A 15,063-nucleotide genomic window follows, 5' to 3' on the forward strand; every position below is an offset into this window, starting at 1 on the left:
CTTTGTCTTGGCTGAGCAGCTATCAGGCTTTAATGCCGTGACTGCTCATGATGTCCGCAATCTCAGGCAAGCTACCGGGATCATCGATGGTGGACGGAATGCTGTATTCCTCGCCGTCGGCGATCTGGCGCAGCAGTTTACGCAGGATCTTGCCGGAACGGGTCTTGGGCAGCCGTTGAACCACGATCGCTTTCTTGAAACAGGCAACCGCACCGATATCTTTACGCACCATGGCGATCAGTTCCGCTTCCAGCTCGGCTTCATCCATCTCGGCGCCGTCTTTCAGCAGTACCAACCCAACCGGTTGCTGGCCCTTCAGGGTGTCGTTGATCCCGATGACCGCGCACTCTGCTACGGCCGGGTGCTTGGCAACGATCTCCTCCATCTCACCCGTGGACAGGCGATGACCCGCCACGTTAATGACGTCATCGGTACGGCCCATGATGAAAACGTAACCGTCATCATCTTTGTAGCCGCCATCGCCGGTCACGTAGTAGCCCTCAAAGATGTTCAGATAGCCGGTACGGAAGCGCTCAAAGTCACCCCATACGGTCGGCAGACAGCTGGGGGGGAGCGGCAGTTTAATCGCCACATTGCCCTGCTCGTTGGCCGCAACAGGATTGCCCTTGCCATCCAGAATCTGCACATCAAAGCCGGGGCTTGGCAGCGTTGCGGAGCCAGGCTTGGGCTCTTTGGGCTCAACGCCCATCAGATTGCCACAGATTGCCCAGCCAGTTTCCGTTTGCCACCAGTGGTCAACAACCGGCAGACCCAAGGTGTCTTTTACCCAGTGATAGGTCGGCGGATCAAGGCGCTCGCCGGCCATAAAGATGTACTTCAGCTTGGACAGGTCATACGCCTTGAGGCATTCGGAGTTGGGATCTTCTTTACGAATAGCACGGAAGGCGGTCGGTGCAGAGAACAGCGCCTTGACGCCGTACTCGGCGCACACCCTCCAGAACGCACCGGCATCCGGAGTTTTAACCGGCTTGCCTTCATAAAACACGGTGGAGAGGCCCGACAACAGCGGCGCATACACGATGTATGAGTGGCCCACGACCCAGCCCACGTCTGACGCAGCCCAGAACACGTCACCCGGATCCATGTCGTAAATCGCTTTCATGCTGTAGCGCAGTGCCACCGCATGGCCGCCATTATCACGAACCACACCTTTGGGTTTGCCGGTGGTGCCAGAGGTATAAAGAATGTAGAGTGGATCCGTACCTGCAACCGGCGTACATCCGGCCGGAGCCGCCTCTGCCATGGCCTCATTCCAGTCCAGATCACGACCAGTGGTCATCTCCGCTGCCACCTGGGGGCGCTGGAAGATGACGCATTTTTCCGGCTTATGGGCAGACAATTCAATCGCCTGATCCAACATCGGCTTGTACGGGATGACCTTCTGAATCTCGATACCGCAGGAGGCGGAAACAATGACCTTGGGCTCCGCATCATCGATGCGCACCGCCAGTTCGTTGGGAGCGAAGCCGCCAAACACCACAGAATGAATGGCGCCCAGACGCGCTGTCGCCAACATGGCGATCGCAGCTTCGGGAATCATCGGCATGTAGATAACGACCCGGTCGCCCTTCTCCACACCCTGGGCTTTTAGTACACCGGCAAATTGGGCCACCTGCTCGAGCAGCTCGGCATAGGTGTAGCTCTTTTTGGTATCGGTAACAGGCGAATCATAATAAAGCGCCACCTGGTCGCCGCGCCCCGCCTGCACATGGTAGTCAAGCGCCATGTGGCAGGTGTTCATTTCGCCATCGGCGAACCAACGGTCGATGCCGTTCTCGTCCTTGGAGAGGATGGTCTGGGGTTGTTTGAACCAGTCCAGCGCCTGCGCTTTTTCAGCCCAGAACAGCTCCGGGGTTTCGATGGATTTCGTGTATTCGTCCAGATAGGCCATGGCACCCGTCCTTTAGTTATTGATTTCTAATGAATTAGCACGGACAACACGATTGACGCACCTCCTGAGCTGCCATCAATCGCTGAAATTCAGTGGGGACACTCTAAAGGATTGGTGACAATTATTAACTAAGACAAAAGGCGAAGGCTATTGTAGCTTGTGCGTTGAAAAACGATTTATATTCTTATCTATCATTATCTTATGTTCATTTATTTAGTTTGAAACACTGATAAAGGCGATGACAGCCAACGGGTCAATTGTCGACAATATGTTTATTTGTGCTCTCAACCTTTGAATGATCCCGCGCCGGGCACTAGAGTAGCGCCATCCATTACCTAGCGAACGCCATGACGACCCTGCTCCTGTTCAACAAGCCTTTCCATGTTCTGCCCCAGTTTACCGATAGCGAGGGACGCGCCACGCTGGCCCAGTTTATCCGGCGCAAGGGGGTCTACGCGGCCGGTCGACTCGATTACGACTCGGAAGGCCTGCTGCTGCTAACCGACGATGGCCGCCTGCAGCAGCGTATTGCCGACCCGGCTTTCAAGCTGGAAAAAACCTACTGGGTCCAGGTAGACGGTGAAGTGACCGATGAAGCGCTGACAGCACTGTGCCGAGGTGTCCAGCTGAAGGACGGCCGCACCCGGCCGGCAAAAGCCAGACGCCTTGCAGAGCCGCAACTGTGGCCACGCACACCTCCGGTGCGATTCCGTAAGCAGCAGCCAACGTCATGGCTGGAGCTCAAGATCCGCGAAGGTAAAAACCGCCAGGTACGACGCATGACCGCCGCCGTTGGTTTTCCCACCCTGCGCCTGGTGCGGGTAGCCATCGGTGAATGGACCCTGGAGGGGCTGCAGCCGGGCGAGAGCCGCGAACTAACGCTGAACTTGCCGACGGCACAGCCAGATCGCGCGCGTAACGCACGGCGTAAACCGCATGGCGGCCCGCGCAAGAGACGTCATTAGCCCCAACAGCCAAACGGGATATTGCCCGACCTGTGCCACCGGGGTTAGCCCCATAGCCTAAACTACAGGACAAGCCCCTAACCCGCAGGAGGGCTTATGCGTGCTTTATCCTGCATGTTGTCGCCCCTACTTCTCATCTGCATCGCTACCGCCGCGGTCGCGGCCCCGGTCCAGTACCGGGTTGCCGTTATCGACCGGTTCTATCCCTCGCTCGAAACCTATCAGACGGAGCGAGACATCAGCCTCGACGTAGCCCTTTACGGTTTGGCTGATCTCAACGGTGACCGACGCAGAGAACCCCTGTATCACGGTGACTTGGTTACCCTGATCGCCAGGCACCCGCAGATCTCTTTTCTTCATTACCCCCTGACAGCCAGCTCCCGACCAACCCATGAAATTCTCACCAACCTAAGGGAACTCAGGCTCCGCCATCAACGCACCCCGGTCGATGCACTGCTGCTGTGCTGGGAGTCCTCCACCCTGATCAGCGCCTTCGACCCGCCCTTTAACCGTGACCGCGCGGGGGCCTTCAAACGTCTGATCGATTATTGGGGAATTGAAGATGCGGTCTGGCGCGATACCCGGGAGATTATCGATGAACTTGAAGCGCTGGCAGACTTGGGGATCAGGGTGGTCACTATTGCCGGTAACGGCGGCAAACGGATGGTGAATGCCTTCTCCTTTGCCGAGGGGGTAACAACTGTCGGCGCAGAGGAAGCAGAGTTGCGTGACTTTGTTGCCGACAACCCCTTTGTCGATACCTACGCGCCGGCGGCGCGGGTGGTGCGCCCGCTGAGTGGGGTAGATGGCTCTCCGGCGGGGTTTGATATTAACGGTGACGAATGCGCCGATATCACCGCCACCTCGCTGAGCGGCACGAATACGGGCCAGCCGCGCCGACGAATGATTAAAGGCTCCTCATTCGCCGCCCCCGCGGCGCTGAAGACGTTACTGCCGGGGCTAGCGGTTGAGACCGACTGCCTTACTCCGGCCGCGCACTAACCTCTTGCGGCAGTACCTGTAACGACTCGGGACTGACATATTCGCTGTGGCCGCTGCGATCGCGAATCAACACTCGCTCGCCGGCATAGCCGATCACCGTCGCCAGTTCGCCTTCAACCCTGCACTGGCAATCCATATAGCCGTCGCGAACCAATACGCGCGTGTTTACTTTGAAACGCTCCATGCTCCACCTCCGTGGTGACCATTCGCCTCTGTCATTCAGTATCGACGAATTCGTTGGTTTATCCACACAAACACAGAGGAATTGCAGCGCAAGGCGGAGCAAATCGTCAGTTACGTTGCTTCAAATAGGTAGTCTTTGATTAGATATTTAAAAACAACGCATTGGAGTGACAATGGGAACTGCTTTAGAGGGTTGAGCGGCGGCGGTACGCGGTGCGCTTATCGGAAGTGAGCCGACGGGTTAACGATGGCGCCCTGCTCTCACGTTCGCAGCTTCCCCTTTTGGGTCCACAGCTTACCCGGAGTCAGATCTGCACAATCATCGCCGAAGCCCCGCTACGCGGTCTATGGTTAAGCAAAAACAGTTACAGGATCCCCATGCACCAATCCCGTTCGCCTGACACCCAGCGCGCCGCCAAGCTGGCTCCAGGGTTCCGCACCCTGATCGGTTCCGATGCGGTGTTGCTGGAGTCTGAGGATCAACGACCATTCGAATGTGACGGATTGCCGGTATATCGTCAGCTGCCGTTGCTCACTCTGCTTCCTGCCGACGAGCAAGAGGTACGCGATATCATGCGCTACTGCCACGAACAGGGTATCGCGGTGGTCCCTCGCGGAGCGGCTACCGGGTTATCCGGTGGTGCGCTGCCCCACCCCGACGCAGTGCTATTGAGCTTGACGCGCCTCAACCGGATTATCGCTATCGATCCGGTTGCAGGCAGTGCCCGGGTGCAGCCGGGCGTGCGCAATCTGGCCATCAGTGAAGCCGCCGCAGCGTATGGTCTCTACTACGCCCCGGACCCCTCCTCCCAGATCGCCTGCACCATCGGCGGTAATGTAGCGGAAAATTCCGGTGGGGTTCACTGCCTCAAGTACGGTTTAACCGTCCACAATCTACTCAAACTGACGCTAGTTACGCCTGAGGGTGAGCGCCTTGAACTGGGGAGCGATGCGCCGGATACGCCCGGCTATGATCTGATGGCGCTACTCACCGGTTCCGAAGGGATGTTCGGCGTTGTGGTGGAGATCACGGTCAAACTGCTCCCGCTGCCGCCGTGTACCCGTGTTGCACTGGCAGATTTTACCGATATCAAACGAGCCGGTGACGCGGTGGGGGCGATTATCGCCGCGGGCATCATCCCCGCCGGTCTGGAGATGATGGACCAACTGGCGATAGCAGCGGTTGAAGACTTCGTACACGCCGGTTACCCCCGCGATGCCGCTGCCATTCTGCTTTGTGAACTGGACGGTAGCCAAGCGGAGGTGGACGCCCAGATGAAGCAGGTTTGCCGGGTACTGAAACAGCAGGGCGCGCGCCAGGTGCGACTGGCCCGCGATGAGGCCGAGCGTCTACTGTTCTGGAAAGGAAGAAAAACCGCCTTTCCTGCGTTGGGGCGGATCGCCGCAGATTACTATTGCATGGATGGTACTATTCCTCGCAGCCATCTGGCGGCGGTGCTGACCCGCATCGCTGAACTGTCTGCCGAGTACGGCTTACCGGTCGCCAACGTGTTTCACGCGGGAGACGGCAATCTGCATCCGTTGATCCTTTACGACGCCAATCAACCGGGCGAACTGGAGCGTACCGAAGAGTTAGGCGGACGAATCCTTGAGCTCTGCATTGAGGTCGGCGGCTCTATCACCGGTGAGCATGGTGTGGGAATGGAAAAGCTCAAACAGATGTGTGCGCAGTTTACCGATGCGGAACTGGCCCAGTTTCGCCAGCTGCGGGACGCGTTCGACCCTGACCAACGGATGAATCCGGGCAAGGCGGTACCGGACCTCAAGCGCTGCGCGGAGTACCGCGCGCTAGCCCCCTTGGCGGGCGCGCAGGGCAAGCCATGAACAGCCGGGATCTCAGCGCAGTACTGGCGGAACAGGTACAAGCCGCAGCAGCCAGCGGATCGCGCTTGTCGTTGCAAGGCGGTAATAGCAAGTCCTTTATGCGAACCAATGCAGCCGCAGACACGCTACTGTCACTGCAGGAGCACCGAGGCGTGGTGCGCTACCAGCCGGTCGAACTGGTAATTACCGCGCGGGCTGGTACTCCGCTCACCGAGCTGAATGAGGTTCTGGCGTCCCGGGGCCAGATGCTTCCTTTCGAACCTCCTCACTTTGGCCCGACAGCAACCCTTGGGGGAACCGTGGCCACAGCGCAGTCCGGCCCGGGTCGCGCATACTATGGTGCCGCACGCGATTTCCTGTTGGGCTGCCGCTTCATCAACGGCCGCGGTGAAACACTGCGCGTCGGCGGCGAAGTGATGAAAAACGTTGCCGGATTCGATCTGGCACGCCTGATGTGTGGCGCGTATGGAAGCCTCGGGGTGCTATTGGAACTGAGCTTCAAGGTCTTACCCCGACCCGAGTGCAACCGTACGCTGTTACTGGAACACACCGAGGCGGACGCGCTCGCGCTTTGCCAGCAATTGCGGCGCCGCGCTGCGCCGGCAACAGCGAGCTTCTACCATCAGGGCTGCCTCTACTTGCGCCTGTCCGGGACCGAAGCTGCGGTGAGTGCGGCGGCCAGCACCCTGGGAGGCCAGATGCTGGCCGCCGATGGCGATATCTGGCGCCTGGTACGGGAGCAGCAGCTGGCGTGTTTCAACGCCGCGCAAAGCCTCTGGCGGCTGTCGCTGCCAGTCACCTGTGCGCCCTACCCCGAGCCCACGCTATGGGAGTGGAACGGCAGCCAGCGCTGGCTGTTTGCCCCTTCGGACAGCTCCGGGCCGGAACGCTGGGCGCGGGAGCATGGCGGTAGCGCCACCCTGTTCAGAAACCGATCAGAGAGGGATCTTCCGCGCTTCCCAGCGCTTGAGCCCAAACTGGCGGATCTACATCAACGCATTAAGCGGGCTCTTGATCCGTTCGGGGTTTTACCGCCCTGTCCCTACCTGCCTGCGGAGCCTGTCGTCCATGCAGACTAAACTCCCCCGCGAGTTGCTGGCCACCGACGCGGGGCAACGTGCAGATGCTATCCTGCGTAGCTGTGTTCATTGCGGTTTTTGTACCGCGACCTGTCCGACCTATCTGCTGACCGGTGATGAGCGCGACGGCCCGCGCGGGCGCATCTATCTGATCAAATCGATGCTGGAAGGCAACCCGGTAAGTGAACATACCCAGCGCCATCTGGATCGCTGCCTGACCTGCCGAAGCTGCGAAACCACCTGCCCCTCCGGGGTTCAGTACCACCAGCTGCTCGATATCGGACGTGCCGAGGTCGATCGTCGCGTACCACGGCCCATAGTCTCGCGATGGCTACGCCGGCTGATGCTTTTCTGGCTGCCCCATCGTGGCCGTTTCCGCTGGCTACTGCGAACAGGTTGGCTTGTCCGCGGTGTACTGCCCAGGTCGGTACAACGGAAGTTGCCCGTCCGCCAGCGTCCACAATTTACACTGCCACAACCGGCGTTACAGAGCGAACACCACCGCAGCGTACTACTGCTTCAGGGGTGTGTGCAGGATGCCGCTACCCCTAACACTAATCGTGCGCTGACCCGGCTACTGGCCGAACAGAATATCGCCACGATTACGGTCGCATCAGCCGGCTGCTGTGGCGCATTAAGCCATCACCTGGGCGCAGTCGAACGCGCCCGAGTACAGATGCGCCACAACATCGATGCCTGGTGGCCCTATATCGAAGCCGGTGCAGAGGCACTGCTGGTCAGCGCCAGCGGCTGTGGCGCGGAGTTGAAACAGTACGGCCGGTTACTGCAGGATGATCCCGCATACGCTGACAAGGCGTCCAGACTGGCGGCGCTGGTTCGCGATCCAAGCGAATGGATCGAGCCGACCTGGCTGAGCACTCTCTCGCCTTCTGGGGGGCGTGGTCACCGTGTGGCATACCATCCCCCCTGCACGCTGCAACACGGACAGCGCATTACTGGCGCGCCGGAGACCTTGCTAGAAGCGGCCGGTTATCAGCTGGTACCGGTCCGGGATAGCCATTTGTGTTGTGGCTCTGCCGGCACCTATTCACTGTTGCAGCCTTCGTTCTCGGAGGCTCTGCTGGAGCGCAAAACAGCCGCTTTATGCGCAGAGAAACCGGACTGCATCGCCACCGCCAACATCGGCTGCCAACTGCACATTGCCAGTGCCACATCGCTGCCGGTGTATCACTGGCTTGAACTGCTGGCTGACGCCCTGCCCGCAGAGAAGCGCGCCTGACCATGCGACCAGGGCTGAAATTGGGTAAGATGGTGACCTTATCGTGGTAAGGGAATGTCATGGTTTTGCGTAAACTGTTACTGCTGGCCGTCACACTGTTCGGCAGCAGCGCGGCTCTGACCGCACCGACTATTCACCAGTGTGTCATTAACGGGGTTCGCACCTTTCAGGACACCCCCTGCCCCAAGCAGGCTCCGATTGAGGCAACGCCTCTGTCGGCGGTGGACCTGGCGACACGTCAGAAGATCGAGATCATTACCCAGCGGCGCGATGCGCTGGTCCGTGAACTACGCAACCTAACCCTGCAACGACAACAGGCACTGGTCCGGATGGAGCAGCGCCATCTGCTCAACGATGACACTTCGTCCCAACAGCGGGCCCAGGCGGAAGCGGCCCTTGAAGCAGACTACCTGCAGCGCTTTAACAAACTGCGTCAGCGGGTTGCCGATCTGGACATCCGCCTGGAAAGACTACAGAGCCGTCCCTGACGTCGACAAAAGGGTAAGCGTGGAGTTGTACTAGAGCCAGAAGCCCAGTTTGATCAGCAGCCGGGTGTTATCGGCATCCACCTCGCTGCCGTTCACGCTGGCACTGCCGGTGAATTGGTGGCGCAACTCCGCTCCCAGAAAAAAGTCCTGATAGCGGTAATGCAAGCTGGCCCCCAGCTGCAACCCCAGCACTCGCTCTTTGTTACGACTGCCGACATCCACTAAGGCAACACCGGGGCCGAAGCCAAGCTCGAGGTTGGGCTGAATCATGACCAAATAGTGGGGATTGGCTTCAAAGGTGGAGATGCGCGCACCGTTGGCGTTATAGGTCAGGTGACTGATCTGCTGGCGAATACGATGCCGTTTGCGCGGCTGCAGTAACAGACTGTTAAATGCGATCTCAACGCCGGTGACCGTATCGGCCTGGCTGCCGTAGTCGGCGTCCATCTGACCGCCCATCATCGCCAGCGAAAAGCCGGGCCGCCAACTGGGGTCCTGGTAAGCCATAAATACCCAGTCTTCAGCGCTATGCGCCGCCATTGATGCCAGCAGCGCCCCCAGACATGCCGCTGTTCTAACAACTCGCTTCAACCTGCTGTCCCTTCTGCCGGTGATTATGATGAGCCCGATTCTATCGAAACCCGCGAATAAAACCACCGTTAAAACGGGTGGTTACGGCCAAGTTTCCAACCCGGCTAAGAACCTGAGCCCTTAGCTGGTGCCAAGCCGGACTCCAATAGCGATCAGCAACAGACCGGTGACCCCGTCAATCCCACCACTAACCGCGGGACGTGCCAGCCACTGCTTCGCCCGCTGTACGCCCGCAGCCAGGAGCGCCAGCCAAAGCATGCCGATCAGAAAATGGACTGCTGCCATCGCCAGCGACTGCAGCAGCGCCGAATAGGCAGGGTCAACAAACTGCGGCAGGAATGCCATATAAAACACGATCGGTTTGGGGTTCAGCAGATTGGATAGCAACCCTTCCCGCAGCGAACGGCTGACGCATAATGACTGACCGGTAACACGCGGTATCTCTACACGGCGACTGCGCCAGGCTGCACGCAGCCCCTGCACTCCCAGCCAGACCAGATAGGCGGCACCTGCCAGTTTGAGCGCCAAAAAAAGCTCTGCCGAACTCAGCAAAATCACCGACAACCCAGCCGCGGAGATCGCGGCATGAAAAAACAGCCCCGTGCAAACCCCTACGCTGGTCAACACCCCGTCCCGCCATCCACCCCGCGAGGAGTTGCGAATCACCAGCAACGAATCAACTCCGGGCGACAGGGTCAGTACCGTGATCGTCAGTAAAAACGGCCACCACTGAAACTGTTCAAACACAGCTCTACCTCCGCAGCCTTTAAGGCATCACCACGGTAACAACAGAAAGCGCGAATGTAGCAGAACGGTGGCGCCTGCGCAGCTGTTATCAGAATCAGGGGCCTAGTGCTCGCCCCCGTCCAGACTGCCAACCACTCTCTCCTTCAACACCTGTGGCAAAGGGTTTCGGCAGCTGACTGCTACTTCCCCAGCCTCGGGATCAAAAAAGCTGCGGGCAAAAGCGATCAACACCGGGGGTAGCTCTCCCTGCCCTTGGGGATACGCCTGTTGCAGCGACAGTGACATCTTCTCCAGTTGCTGCATCAAGCGACGACTGCCATCCTCTGCTACGAACAACCCCCGCGCGTTATGCATCTGCCGTGTGGCATTCTTGAATAGCGCAAGATCGAAACGAAGCTCCCGTGCTAACGCAGCGGCTTGCTTTTGGGCCTGACGTTGCATCGAGTGGAAGTCATCCCCCCACAAGCTGGCCAGAGTATCAAATCTGGCACCATAACGAGCGTCCAACGGCTCGATAATGCCCAGCAGGAAAGCCAGATAATGATTGAGAGCGTCGTAGGTGAGAAACCGTTCTAGCTCCTCGTTGGCAGGGCGCTTGCCGGACCGCAGATTCGACTCCACCTCGGAAATACTCTGTATCGACGGGCGGCTATGGGCGTACACAGCCAGCCGCTCAAAATCGGGTGGCGAGGCTTGTGATGAGGCCTGCCCGGGTCGAGGCAGGACCACTGTGGAGACCATTATCAGCAGGTAGAGTAAACGACGCATCGCTCCAGAATACCTGAATATCCATGGTCCTCTGTGACCGAAGTTACAAAAGCGCTGGATTTATTGGTTCGGCCTCATCTGGCGAAATGTGCACCGGGTAGACACGACCGGTTTACCAAAGAGTTGGGCGCTTCGACAGCCCGCTGGCGGCGGCACAAGAATGGTAACAAAATAACCGTTGCCATCGGTCAGGTAACGCTGTAGAGTGCCAAAAGCTGTGAAAATCAGGCTATTGTTATGACCGGCACTACGAATACCCCGCCTTGGTGGGTCGTCCTGTACTTCATAAGTAATAACCCGTTTTTCCGCTTTATTAATATTTTGAAGAAACAGGAAAAGATCCATGTCTCAGACAGTTACTGGCAAAGTTAAGTTTTTCAACGAAACTAAAGGCTTCGGCTTCATCGAGCAGGAAAACGGCCCGGACGTATTCGTTCACTTCAGCGCCATCCAGAGCGACGGTTTCAAGACTCTGGCTGACGGCCAGGCAGTAGAGTTCACTATCGGTCAAGGCCAGAAAGGCCCGCAGGCTGAGAACGTACGTCCTCTGTAAGCTGACGTATTGAATAAAAAGGTCGCCCAGAGGCGGCCTTTTTTTGTCCCACATGCGCGTTAAGCGACTTCACTCCATCCTGTAACGGCGCAGGATCTCCACCACCTCCACCTCGTAGTCCCGATACCACTCGGCTTTGCCGCGCTGTTGCGCGCTGCGATGGACGGCATCCTGCTTCCAGTGGTTGATCGCCTCAAGGGACTCCCAGTAAGAAATGGCGATCTCGCGGCCATTCTCGCACACCGACTCAAACCCAACGCAGCCGTAATGATCCATGGCGCTCTGGCGCAACTGTGCCGCCGTTGCATAGTAAGCATTATCAAGCTGCCGCGAACGAGCTTTAAAGATGACCGCGAACATGGCTAACTCCTCGCCTGCTGAGCCAGATAACGATCCAGCGCGTTGGCGAACTCTCGCCGGTCAGTATCGGACAGGGCCGACGGGCCACTGGTCTGGATGCCGCTGGAGCGCAGCGTTTCAAAGAAATCACGCATATTGAGGCGCGCGCGGACATTGTCAGCGGTGAGCTCCTCCCCCCGTGGGGAGAGCACTCGCGCGCCCTTTTCAATCACTTCTGCCGACAGCGGAATATCAGAAGTAATCACCAGATCACCCTCTTCGACCCGTCGCACAATCTCGTTATCAGCCACGTCGAACCCACTGGCAACTCGAATCGCACGGATAAACGCTGAAGGCGGTACTCTTAGTGACTGGTTCGCAACCAGCGTAAGCTCGGTTTGCGTTCGCTCGGCGGCACGAAACAGCATCTCTTTGATCGCGTTCGGACAGGCATCGGCATCTACCCAGATCGACATAACCAGTACTCAAGCTTTGGAACAAGCGGTGATTCTGACGCAGAACAGGATCCAAATAAACGCCAGCAGCAATAATTCAGCCATGCTGCAATTCAACCAAGCAGCGGTTGGCAGTGATGCTCCGCTTTGATTCGGTACATATCGCTGTCAGCCGCGGCCATCAGGCTGTCCAGGGTTTCTCCATCTTGCGGATAGTGGGCCAGTCCGATACTGGTACCGATGACGACATCGACCGGTTTACAGTCCCCGCTCAATCCGCTGACGATGGCGTAAGGCTCACACAAGGTGCGTTCCAGCTTCTCCTGCAGAAACTCCCGCGTGATCGGTTCATCCAGCCCCTCGATAACGACAGCAAACTCGTCACCACCCAATCGACCCAGAATATCGCTCTCACGTAGCAGTGCACCCAGACGCTGCGCAAAGCGTTGTAGTAACTGATCTCCCGCTTCATGGCCGTAGGTATCGTTGATTGGTTTGAACAGGTCCAGGTCGATAAACAGCACCGCCAGCAATCTGCCGTTGCGGCGGGCACGGTGAAGGGCATCATCCAGACTCTGCAGAAAGTAGCCGCGGTTAGCCAACCCGGTGAGCGCGTCAAAGTTCGCCTGCTTCCATATCTGGCGCTCCTGATGTCTGCGCTGGGTGATGTCCTCTTTGGTGGCGATGTAGTTAACGATAGCGCCGTGGACATCCTTGACCGGGGCGATCGTGACCTGCTCCAGACGCAGGGCGCCGTCTTTACGCCGGTTCCAGAACTCTCCTGCCCAGATCTCCCCCTGTGTAATGGTTTGCCACAACCGCTGATACTCCTCTTTATTGGTTCGTCCCGACTGCAAAATCCGCGGATTCATCCCCACCACATCTTCGAAACGGTATCCAGAAAGCTCCGTAAATGCCGGGTTCACATAGACTATTCTGGGCTCGGGCGTTGTTACAACCATGGCAACCGGGCTCTGATCAAGCGCCGTATAGAGCGTGCGCATCTCACTGTCGCGCCTCATCCGCGCACTGATATCCAGGTTAATACCGGTAACGCGCAGCGGCCTGCCAGCCTTGCTGCGACTTGTCACCTTGCCCGATGAGTGGACCCAGACCCAACCCCCTGTTCGATCAGCAAGCCTGTACTCGGCCTGAAAGGCATCCGACTTAGCGGCAAGATGGGCCTCAAAGGCTTCCATCACGGCGTCACGATCCAGCGGGTGAATGCGCTGCATCCAGCTGTCCAGATGGGGATCAAGCTCCCCGGTGCTATAGCCGAGCATCCCGGCCCACCCCTGATCAACCGTCAGCACTTTATGCACGGGATCGTAATCCCAAAGCCCCAGACTCGCAGCAGACAGGGCGAGCTGCAGTCTCTCCTCATTGCGGACAAGTTGGTCCTGTGCCGCTTTCAGCAGCGTAACATCCCTGACCGCCCCGATTGCGCGACGCGGCTGCCCCCCCGTCATCGTGCTGAAACTCCGCTATCTCCCGAACCCAACGGATGTCGCCGCCGATACAGATTCGATGCTCGACTTCGTAGTGTCCGGACTCAAGCCCACGCTCCCATGCCTCATCGACTCGTGCGACATCATCGGGATGGATTGCCGATTTGAACACACTATAAAGATCGGCACATTCCGGTGAAGCGGCGAATATACGGTAGGTTTCGTCCGACCAGATCAAATCGTTGGTTAGCAGATCGAGCTGCCAGCTGCCGGTGTGAGCAAGACGCTGGCTCTGATCCAACAGCCAGTTGGTCTTTTCCTGAGCAGACCGTACAGCGGTCAAATCCCGCGTTCGGCGGCTCACTTCATGCTGCAACAACGTTGATTGCATCACCAGCTGCAACACAACGAGCACGAAAACAGCCAGAAGCAACCCGCCCAGATAGGCATCAGAAAGGAAGTGTCGGGGCGAGAACCAGCCAGCGCCAGGCGCAAGCTCCAACCGCCACACGCCACCGGAGTACGACACCATACTGGCGACGGGGAACGCCCGCTGAAACATTGAAGCCCCAGCTAATTGGCGGCCGCTACTGTCGTAAATAACCCAGCTATATTGATTCTCCAGCTGATCAAGCCCGCTCAGACGAATCAGCGACTCCATCCGCAACAACCCTATCGCGAACCCCCAAAACTCGCGGTTATCGCTACCATTGAATACGGGATTGCGAATGAGCACTCCCTGGCCGCCTTGGCGAAGCGGGAACGGGCCGCTCAGTTGTGGAATCCGGCTATCGCGGGTTTTAATCGCATCATCACGCCGCTCAGGATCGTCGAAGAGATCGTGGCCCAACGCACTCTCATGACCCGCCAGCGGCACGATCTGGCGGACAACTCCGACGGGGGCGAGCTGCAACACCTCGAGCAATGGATAGCGGGTCAGGAGTTTAAGCGCCTGAGATTCAAACTGCGCCGGCTCACCGCCACCTTCCAGCCAACTACCAAGGTTATTCGTCGCGGCGGTGGCCTGACTCAACTGATGCTCTATAGCGCTGGCATAGCCATGGGCTATCGACTGCGCATCGGAACGTTTCAGCCCCAGTTCCTGATTGTTTTCATTGATAACGATCCAAGCACAGACCAGCGCTCCGACTAAAAAGGCAGCGCCACCGCTCAACGAAACCCGGTAAGATCCCCAGCCCGGAGTATCTCCCTTTGCCCGCAGTGGCAGTAGCAGGCGCAAGCCAACGCCGAGCAACGCGGCGATCACCAGCGCGAAGGGAACAAGGAAAACAGCAGAAGCGCCCGGATCACACACCAGCTGCTGCTTGCTGCAGTGCATGAAGGCCAGGAACACCCCCCCCTGCCAAAAGGCCGATGCGGCGCCTGACAACAGCGCACAGACAATGATGCTTGCGGACCGGCTGGCCAACACGACTGATCATCCGTAG

General features: G+C 58.3%; 16 protein-coding genes. 7 read left to right on the top strand and 9 right to left on the bottom strand.

Going from position 1 to position 15,063, the window contains the following annotated elements; genetic code table 11:
* Nucleotides 1-22 precede the first annotated feature (22 nt).
* Nucleotides 23-1,912: a propionyl-CoA synthetase gene (locus tag JJQ76_RS02940; protein WP_210395162.1), complete on the bottom strand. Its 1,890-nt coding sequence runs from the start codon at nucleotides 1,910-1,912 to the stop codon at nucleotides 23-25.
* Nucleotides 1,913-2,259: 347 nt separating this feature from the next.
* On the opposite strand from JJQ76_RS02940, the gene JJQ76_RS02945 reads away from it, so the two are divergent.
* Both JJQ76_RS02945 and JJQ76_RS02950 read left to right on the top strand, forming a co-directional pair.
* Nucleotides 2,260-2,877 (top strand): pseudouridine synthase, encoded by a 618-nt coding sequence (locus JJQ76_RS02945; protein ID WP_210395163.1) that lies wholly within the window; start codon nucleotides 2,260-2,262, stop codon nucleotides 2,875-2,877.
* 96 nt (nucleotides 2,878-2,973) lie between these two features.
* Entirely contained in the window at nucleotides 2,974-3,879 is a 906-nt protein-coding gene (locus tag JJQ76_RS02950) for a hypothetical protein (RefSeq protein WP_210395164.1), read from the top strand.
* Here the strand turns inward: JJQ76_RS02950 and JJQ76_RS02955 are convergent.
* Nucleotides 3,860-4,063 carry a hypothetical protein gene (locus JJQ76_RS02955; RefSeq protein ID WP_210395165.1) on the bottom strand — a complete coding sequence of 68 codons (204 nt, stop codon included), beginning with the start codon at nucleotides 4,061-4,063 and terminating at the stop codon, nucleotides 3,860-3,862. The two genes, JJQ76_RS02950 and JJQ76_RS02955, sit on opposite strands and share 20 nt — an antisense overlap.
* A 377-nt stretch (nucleotides 4,064-4,440) precedes the next feature.
* On the opposite strand from JJQ76_RS02955, the gene JJQ76_RS02960 reads away from it, so the two are divergent.
* The 4 genes from JJQ76_RS02960 to JJQ76_RS02975 all read left to right on the top strand — a co-directional run bounded on the left by JJQ76_RS02960 (nucleotide 4,441) and on the right by JJQ76_RS02975 (nucleotide 8,714).
* Nucleotides 4,441-5,907: an FAD-linked oxidase C-terminal domain-containing protein gene (locus JJQ76_RS02960; protein ID WP_210395166.1), complete on the top strand. Its 1,467-nt coding sequence runs from the start codon at nucleotides 4,441-4,443 to the stop codon at nucleotides 5,905-5,907.
* Nucleotides 5,904-6,986 carry a glycolate oxidase subunit GlcE gene (gene glcE / locus JJQ76_RS02965; protein WP_210395167.1) on the top strand — a complete coding sequence of 361 codons (1,083 nt, stop codon included), beginning with the start codon at nucleotides 5,904-5,906 and terminating at the stop codon, nucleotides 6,984-6,986. The genes JJQ76_RS02960 and glcE overlap by 4 nt, the downstream gene beginning before the upstream one ends.
* Entirely contained in the window at nucleotides 6,976-8,226 is a 1,251-nt protein-coding gene (gene glcF, locus JJQ76_RS02970; protein WP_210395168.1) for a glycolate oxidase subunit GlcF, read from the top strand. The genes glcE and glcF overlap by 11 nt, the downstream gene beginning before the upstream one ends.
* Nucleotides 8,227-8,291: 65 nt before the next feature.
* Nucleotides 8,292-8,714, top strand: coding sequence for a hypothetical protein (locus tag JJQ76_RS02975; protein WP_210395169.1), 423 nt, complete (start codon nucleotides 8,292-8,294; stop codon nucleotides 8,712-8,714).
* 30 nt (nucleotides 8,715-8,744) lie between these two features.
* Here JJQ76_RS02975 and JJQ76_RS02980 read toward each other — a convergent pair whose 3' ends face one another.
* From JJQ76_RS02980 to JJQ76_RS02990, 3 genes are all read right to left on the bottom strand, one after another.
* Nucleotides 8,745-9,305: a hypothetical protein gene (locus tag JJQ76_RS02980; RefSeq protein WP_210395170.1), complete on the bottom strand. Its 561-nt coding sequence runs from the start codon at nucleotides 9,303-9,305 to the stop codon at nucleotides 8,745-8,747.
* A 120-nt stretch (nucleotides 9,306-9,425) separates the two neighbouring features.
* Nucleotides 9,426-10,052: a LysE family translocator gene (locus JJQ76_RS02985; RefSeq protein ID WP_210395171.1), complete on the bottom strand. Its 627-nt coding sequence runs from the start codon at nucleotides 10,050-10,052 to the stop codon at nucleotides 9,426-9,428.
* 102 nt (nucleotides 10,053-10,154) lie between these two features.
* Nucleotides 10,155-10,820, bottom strand: coding sequence for a hypothetical protein (locus JJQ76_RS02990; RefSeq protein WP_210395172.1), 666 nt, complete (start codon nucleotides 10,818-10,820; stop codon nucleotides 10,155-10,157).
* Nucleotides 10,821-11,163: 343 nt separating this feature from the next.
* Here JJQ76_RS02990 and JJQ76_RS02995 point away from each other — a divergent pair, with 343 nt between their 5' ends.
* Entirely contained in the window at nucleotides 11,164-11,373 is a 210-nt protein-coding gene (locus JJQ76_RS02995; protein ID WP_210395173.1) for a cold-shock protein, read from the top strand.
* Between the two features lie 69 nt (nucleotides 11,374-11,442).
* Here the strand turns inward: JJQ76_RS02995 and JJQ76_RS03000 are convergent, their stop codons facing one another.
* The 4 genes from JJQ76_RS03000 to JJQ76_RS03015 all read right to left on the bottom strand — a co-directional run bounded on the left by JJQ76_RS03000 (nucleotide 11,443) and on the right by JJQ76_RS03015 (nucleotide 15,047).
* A complete protein-coding gene (locus JJQ76_RS03000; protein WP_210395174.1) occupies nucleotides 11,443-11,733 on the bottom strand; it encodes an antibiotic biosynthesis monooxygenase family protein in 291 nt (96 codons plus the stop codon).
* Between the two features lie 2 nt (nucleotides 11,734-11,735).
* Nucleotides 11,736-12,188: a YaiI/YqxD family protein gene (locus JJQ76_RS03005; RefSeq protein ID WP_210395175.1), complete on the bottom strand. Its 453-nt coding sequence runs from the start codon at nucleotides 12,186-12,188 to the stop codon at nucleotides 11,736-11,738.
* A 92-nt stretch (nucleotides 12,189-12,280) separates the two neighbouring features.
* Nucleotides 12,281-13,636 carry a sensor domain-containing diguanylate cyclase gene (locus tag JJQ76_RS03010; protein ID WP_210395176.1) on the bottom strand — a complete coding sequence of 452 codons (1,356 nt, stop codon included), beginning with the start codon at nucleotides 13,634-13,636 and terminating at the stop codon, nucleotides 12,281-12,283.
* Complete coding sequence (locus JJQ76_RS03015; protein ID WP_210395177.1) at nucleotides 13,548-15,047, bottom strand: CHASE domain-containing protein; 1,500 nt, start codon at nucleotides 15,045-15,047, stop codon at nucleotides 13,548-13,550. The genes JJQ76_RS03010 and JJQ76_RS03015 overlap by 89 nt, the downstream gene beginning before the upstream one ends.
* Between the last annotated feature and the right edge of the window lie 16 nt (nucleotides 15,048-15,063).

Source organism: Motiliproteus sediminis, from assembly GCF_017912535.1.
GTDB lineage: Bacteria > Pseudomonadota > Gammaproteobacteria > Pseudomonadales > Balneatricaceae > Motiliproteus > Motiliproteus sediminis.

Coding starts and splice junctions, on each gene's coding strand:
- glcF (WP_210395168.1), top strand. CDS start 6,976: ATGCAGACTAAACTCCCCCGCGAGTTGCTGGCCACCGACGCGGGGCAA.
- JJQ76_RS02940 (WP_210395162.1), bottom strand. CDS start 1,912: ATGGCCTATCTGGACGAATACACGAAATCCATCGAAACCCCGGAGCTG.
- JJQ76_RS02945 (WP_210395163.1), top strand. CDS start 2,260: ATGACGACCCTGCTCCTGTTCAACAAGCCTTTCCATGTTCTGCCCCAG.
- JJQ76_RS02995 (WP_210395173.1), top strand. CDS start 11,164: ATGTCTCAGACAGTTACTGGCAAAGTTAAGTTTTTCAACGAAACTAAA.
- JJQ76_RS03000 (WP_210395174.1), bottom strand. CDS start 11,733: ATGTTCGCGGTCATCTTTAAAGCTCGTTCGCGGCAGCTTGATAATGCT.
- JJQ76_RS02955 (WP_210395165.1), bottom strand. CDS start 4,063: ATGGAGCGTTTCAAAGTAAACACGCGCGTATTGGTTCGCGACGGCTAT.
- glcE (WP_210395167.1), top strand. CDS start 5,904: ATGAACAGCCGGGATCTCAGCGCAGTACTGGCGGAACAGGTACAAGCC.
- JJQ76_RS03005 (WP_210395175.1), bottom strand. CDS start 12,188: ATGTCGATCTGGGTAGATGCCGATGCCTGTCCGAACGCGATCAAAGAG.
- JJQ76_RS02990 (WP_210395172.1), bottom strand. CDS start 10,820: ATGCGTCGTTTACTCTACCTGCTGATAATGGTCTCCACAGTGGTCCTG.
- JJQ76_RS02960 (WP_210395166.1), top strand. CDS start 4,441: ATGCACCAATCCCGTTCGCCTGACACCCAGCGCGCCGCCAAGCTGGCT.
- JJQ76_RS03010 (WP_210395176.1), bottom strand. CDS start 13,636: ATGACGGGGGGGCAGCCGCGTCGCGCAATCGGGGCGGTCAGGGATGTT.
- JJQ76_RS02950 (WP_210395164.1), top strand. CDS start 2,974: ATGCGTGCTTTATCCTGCATGTTGTCGCCCCTACTTCTCATCTGCATC.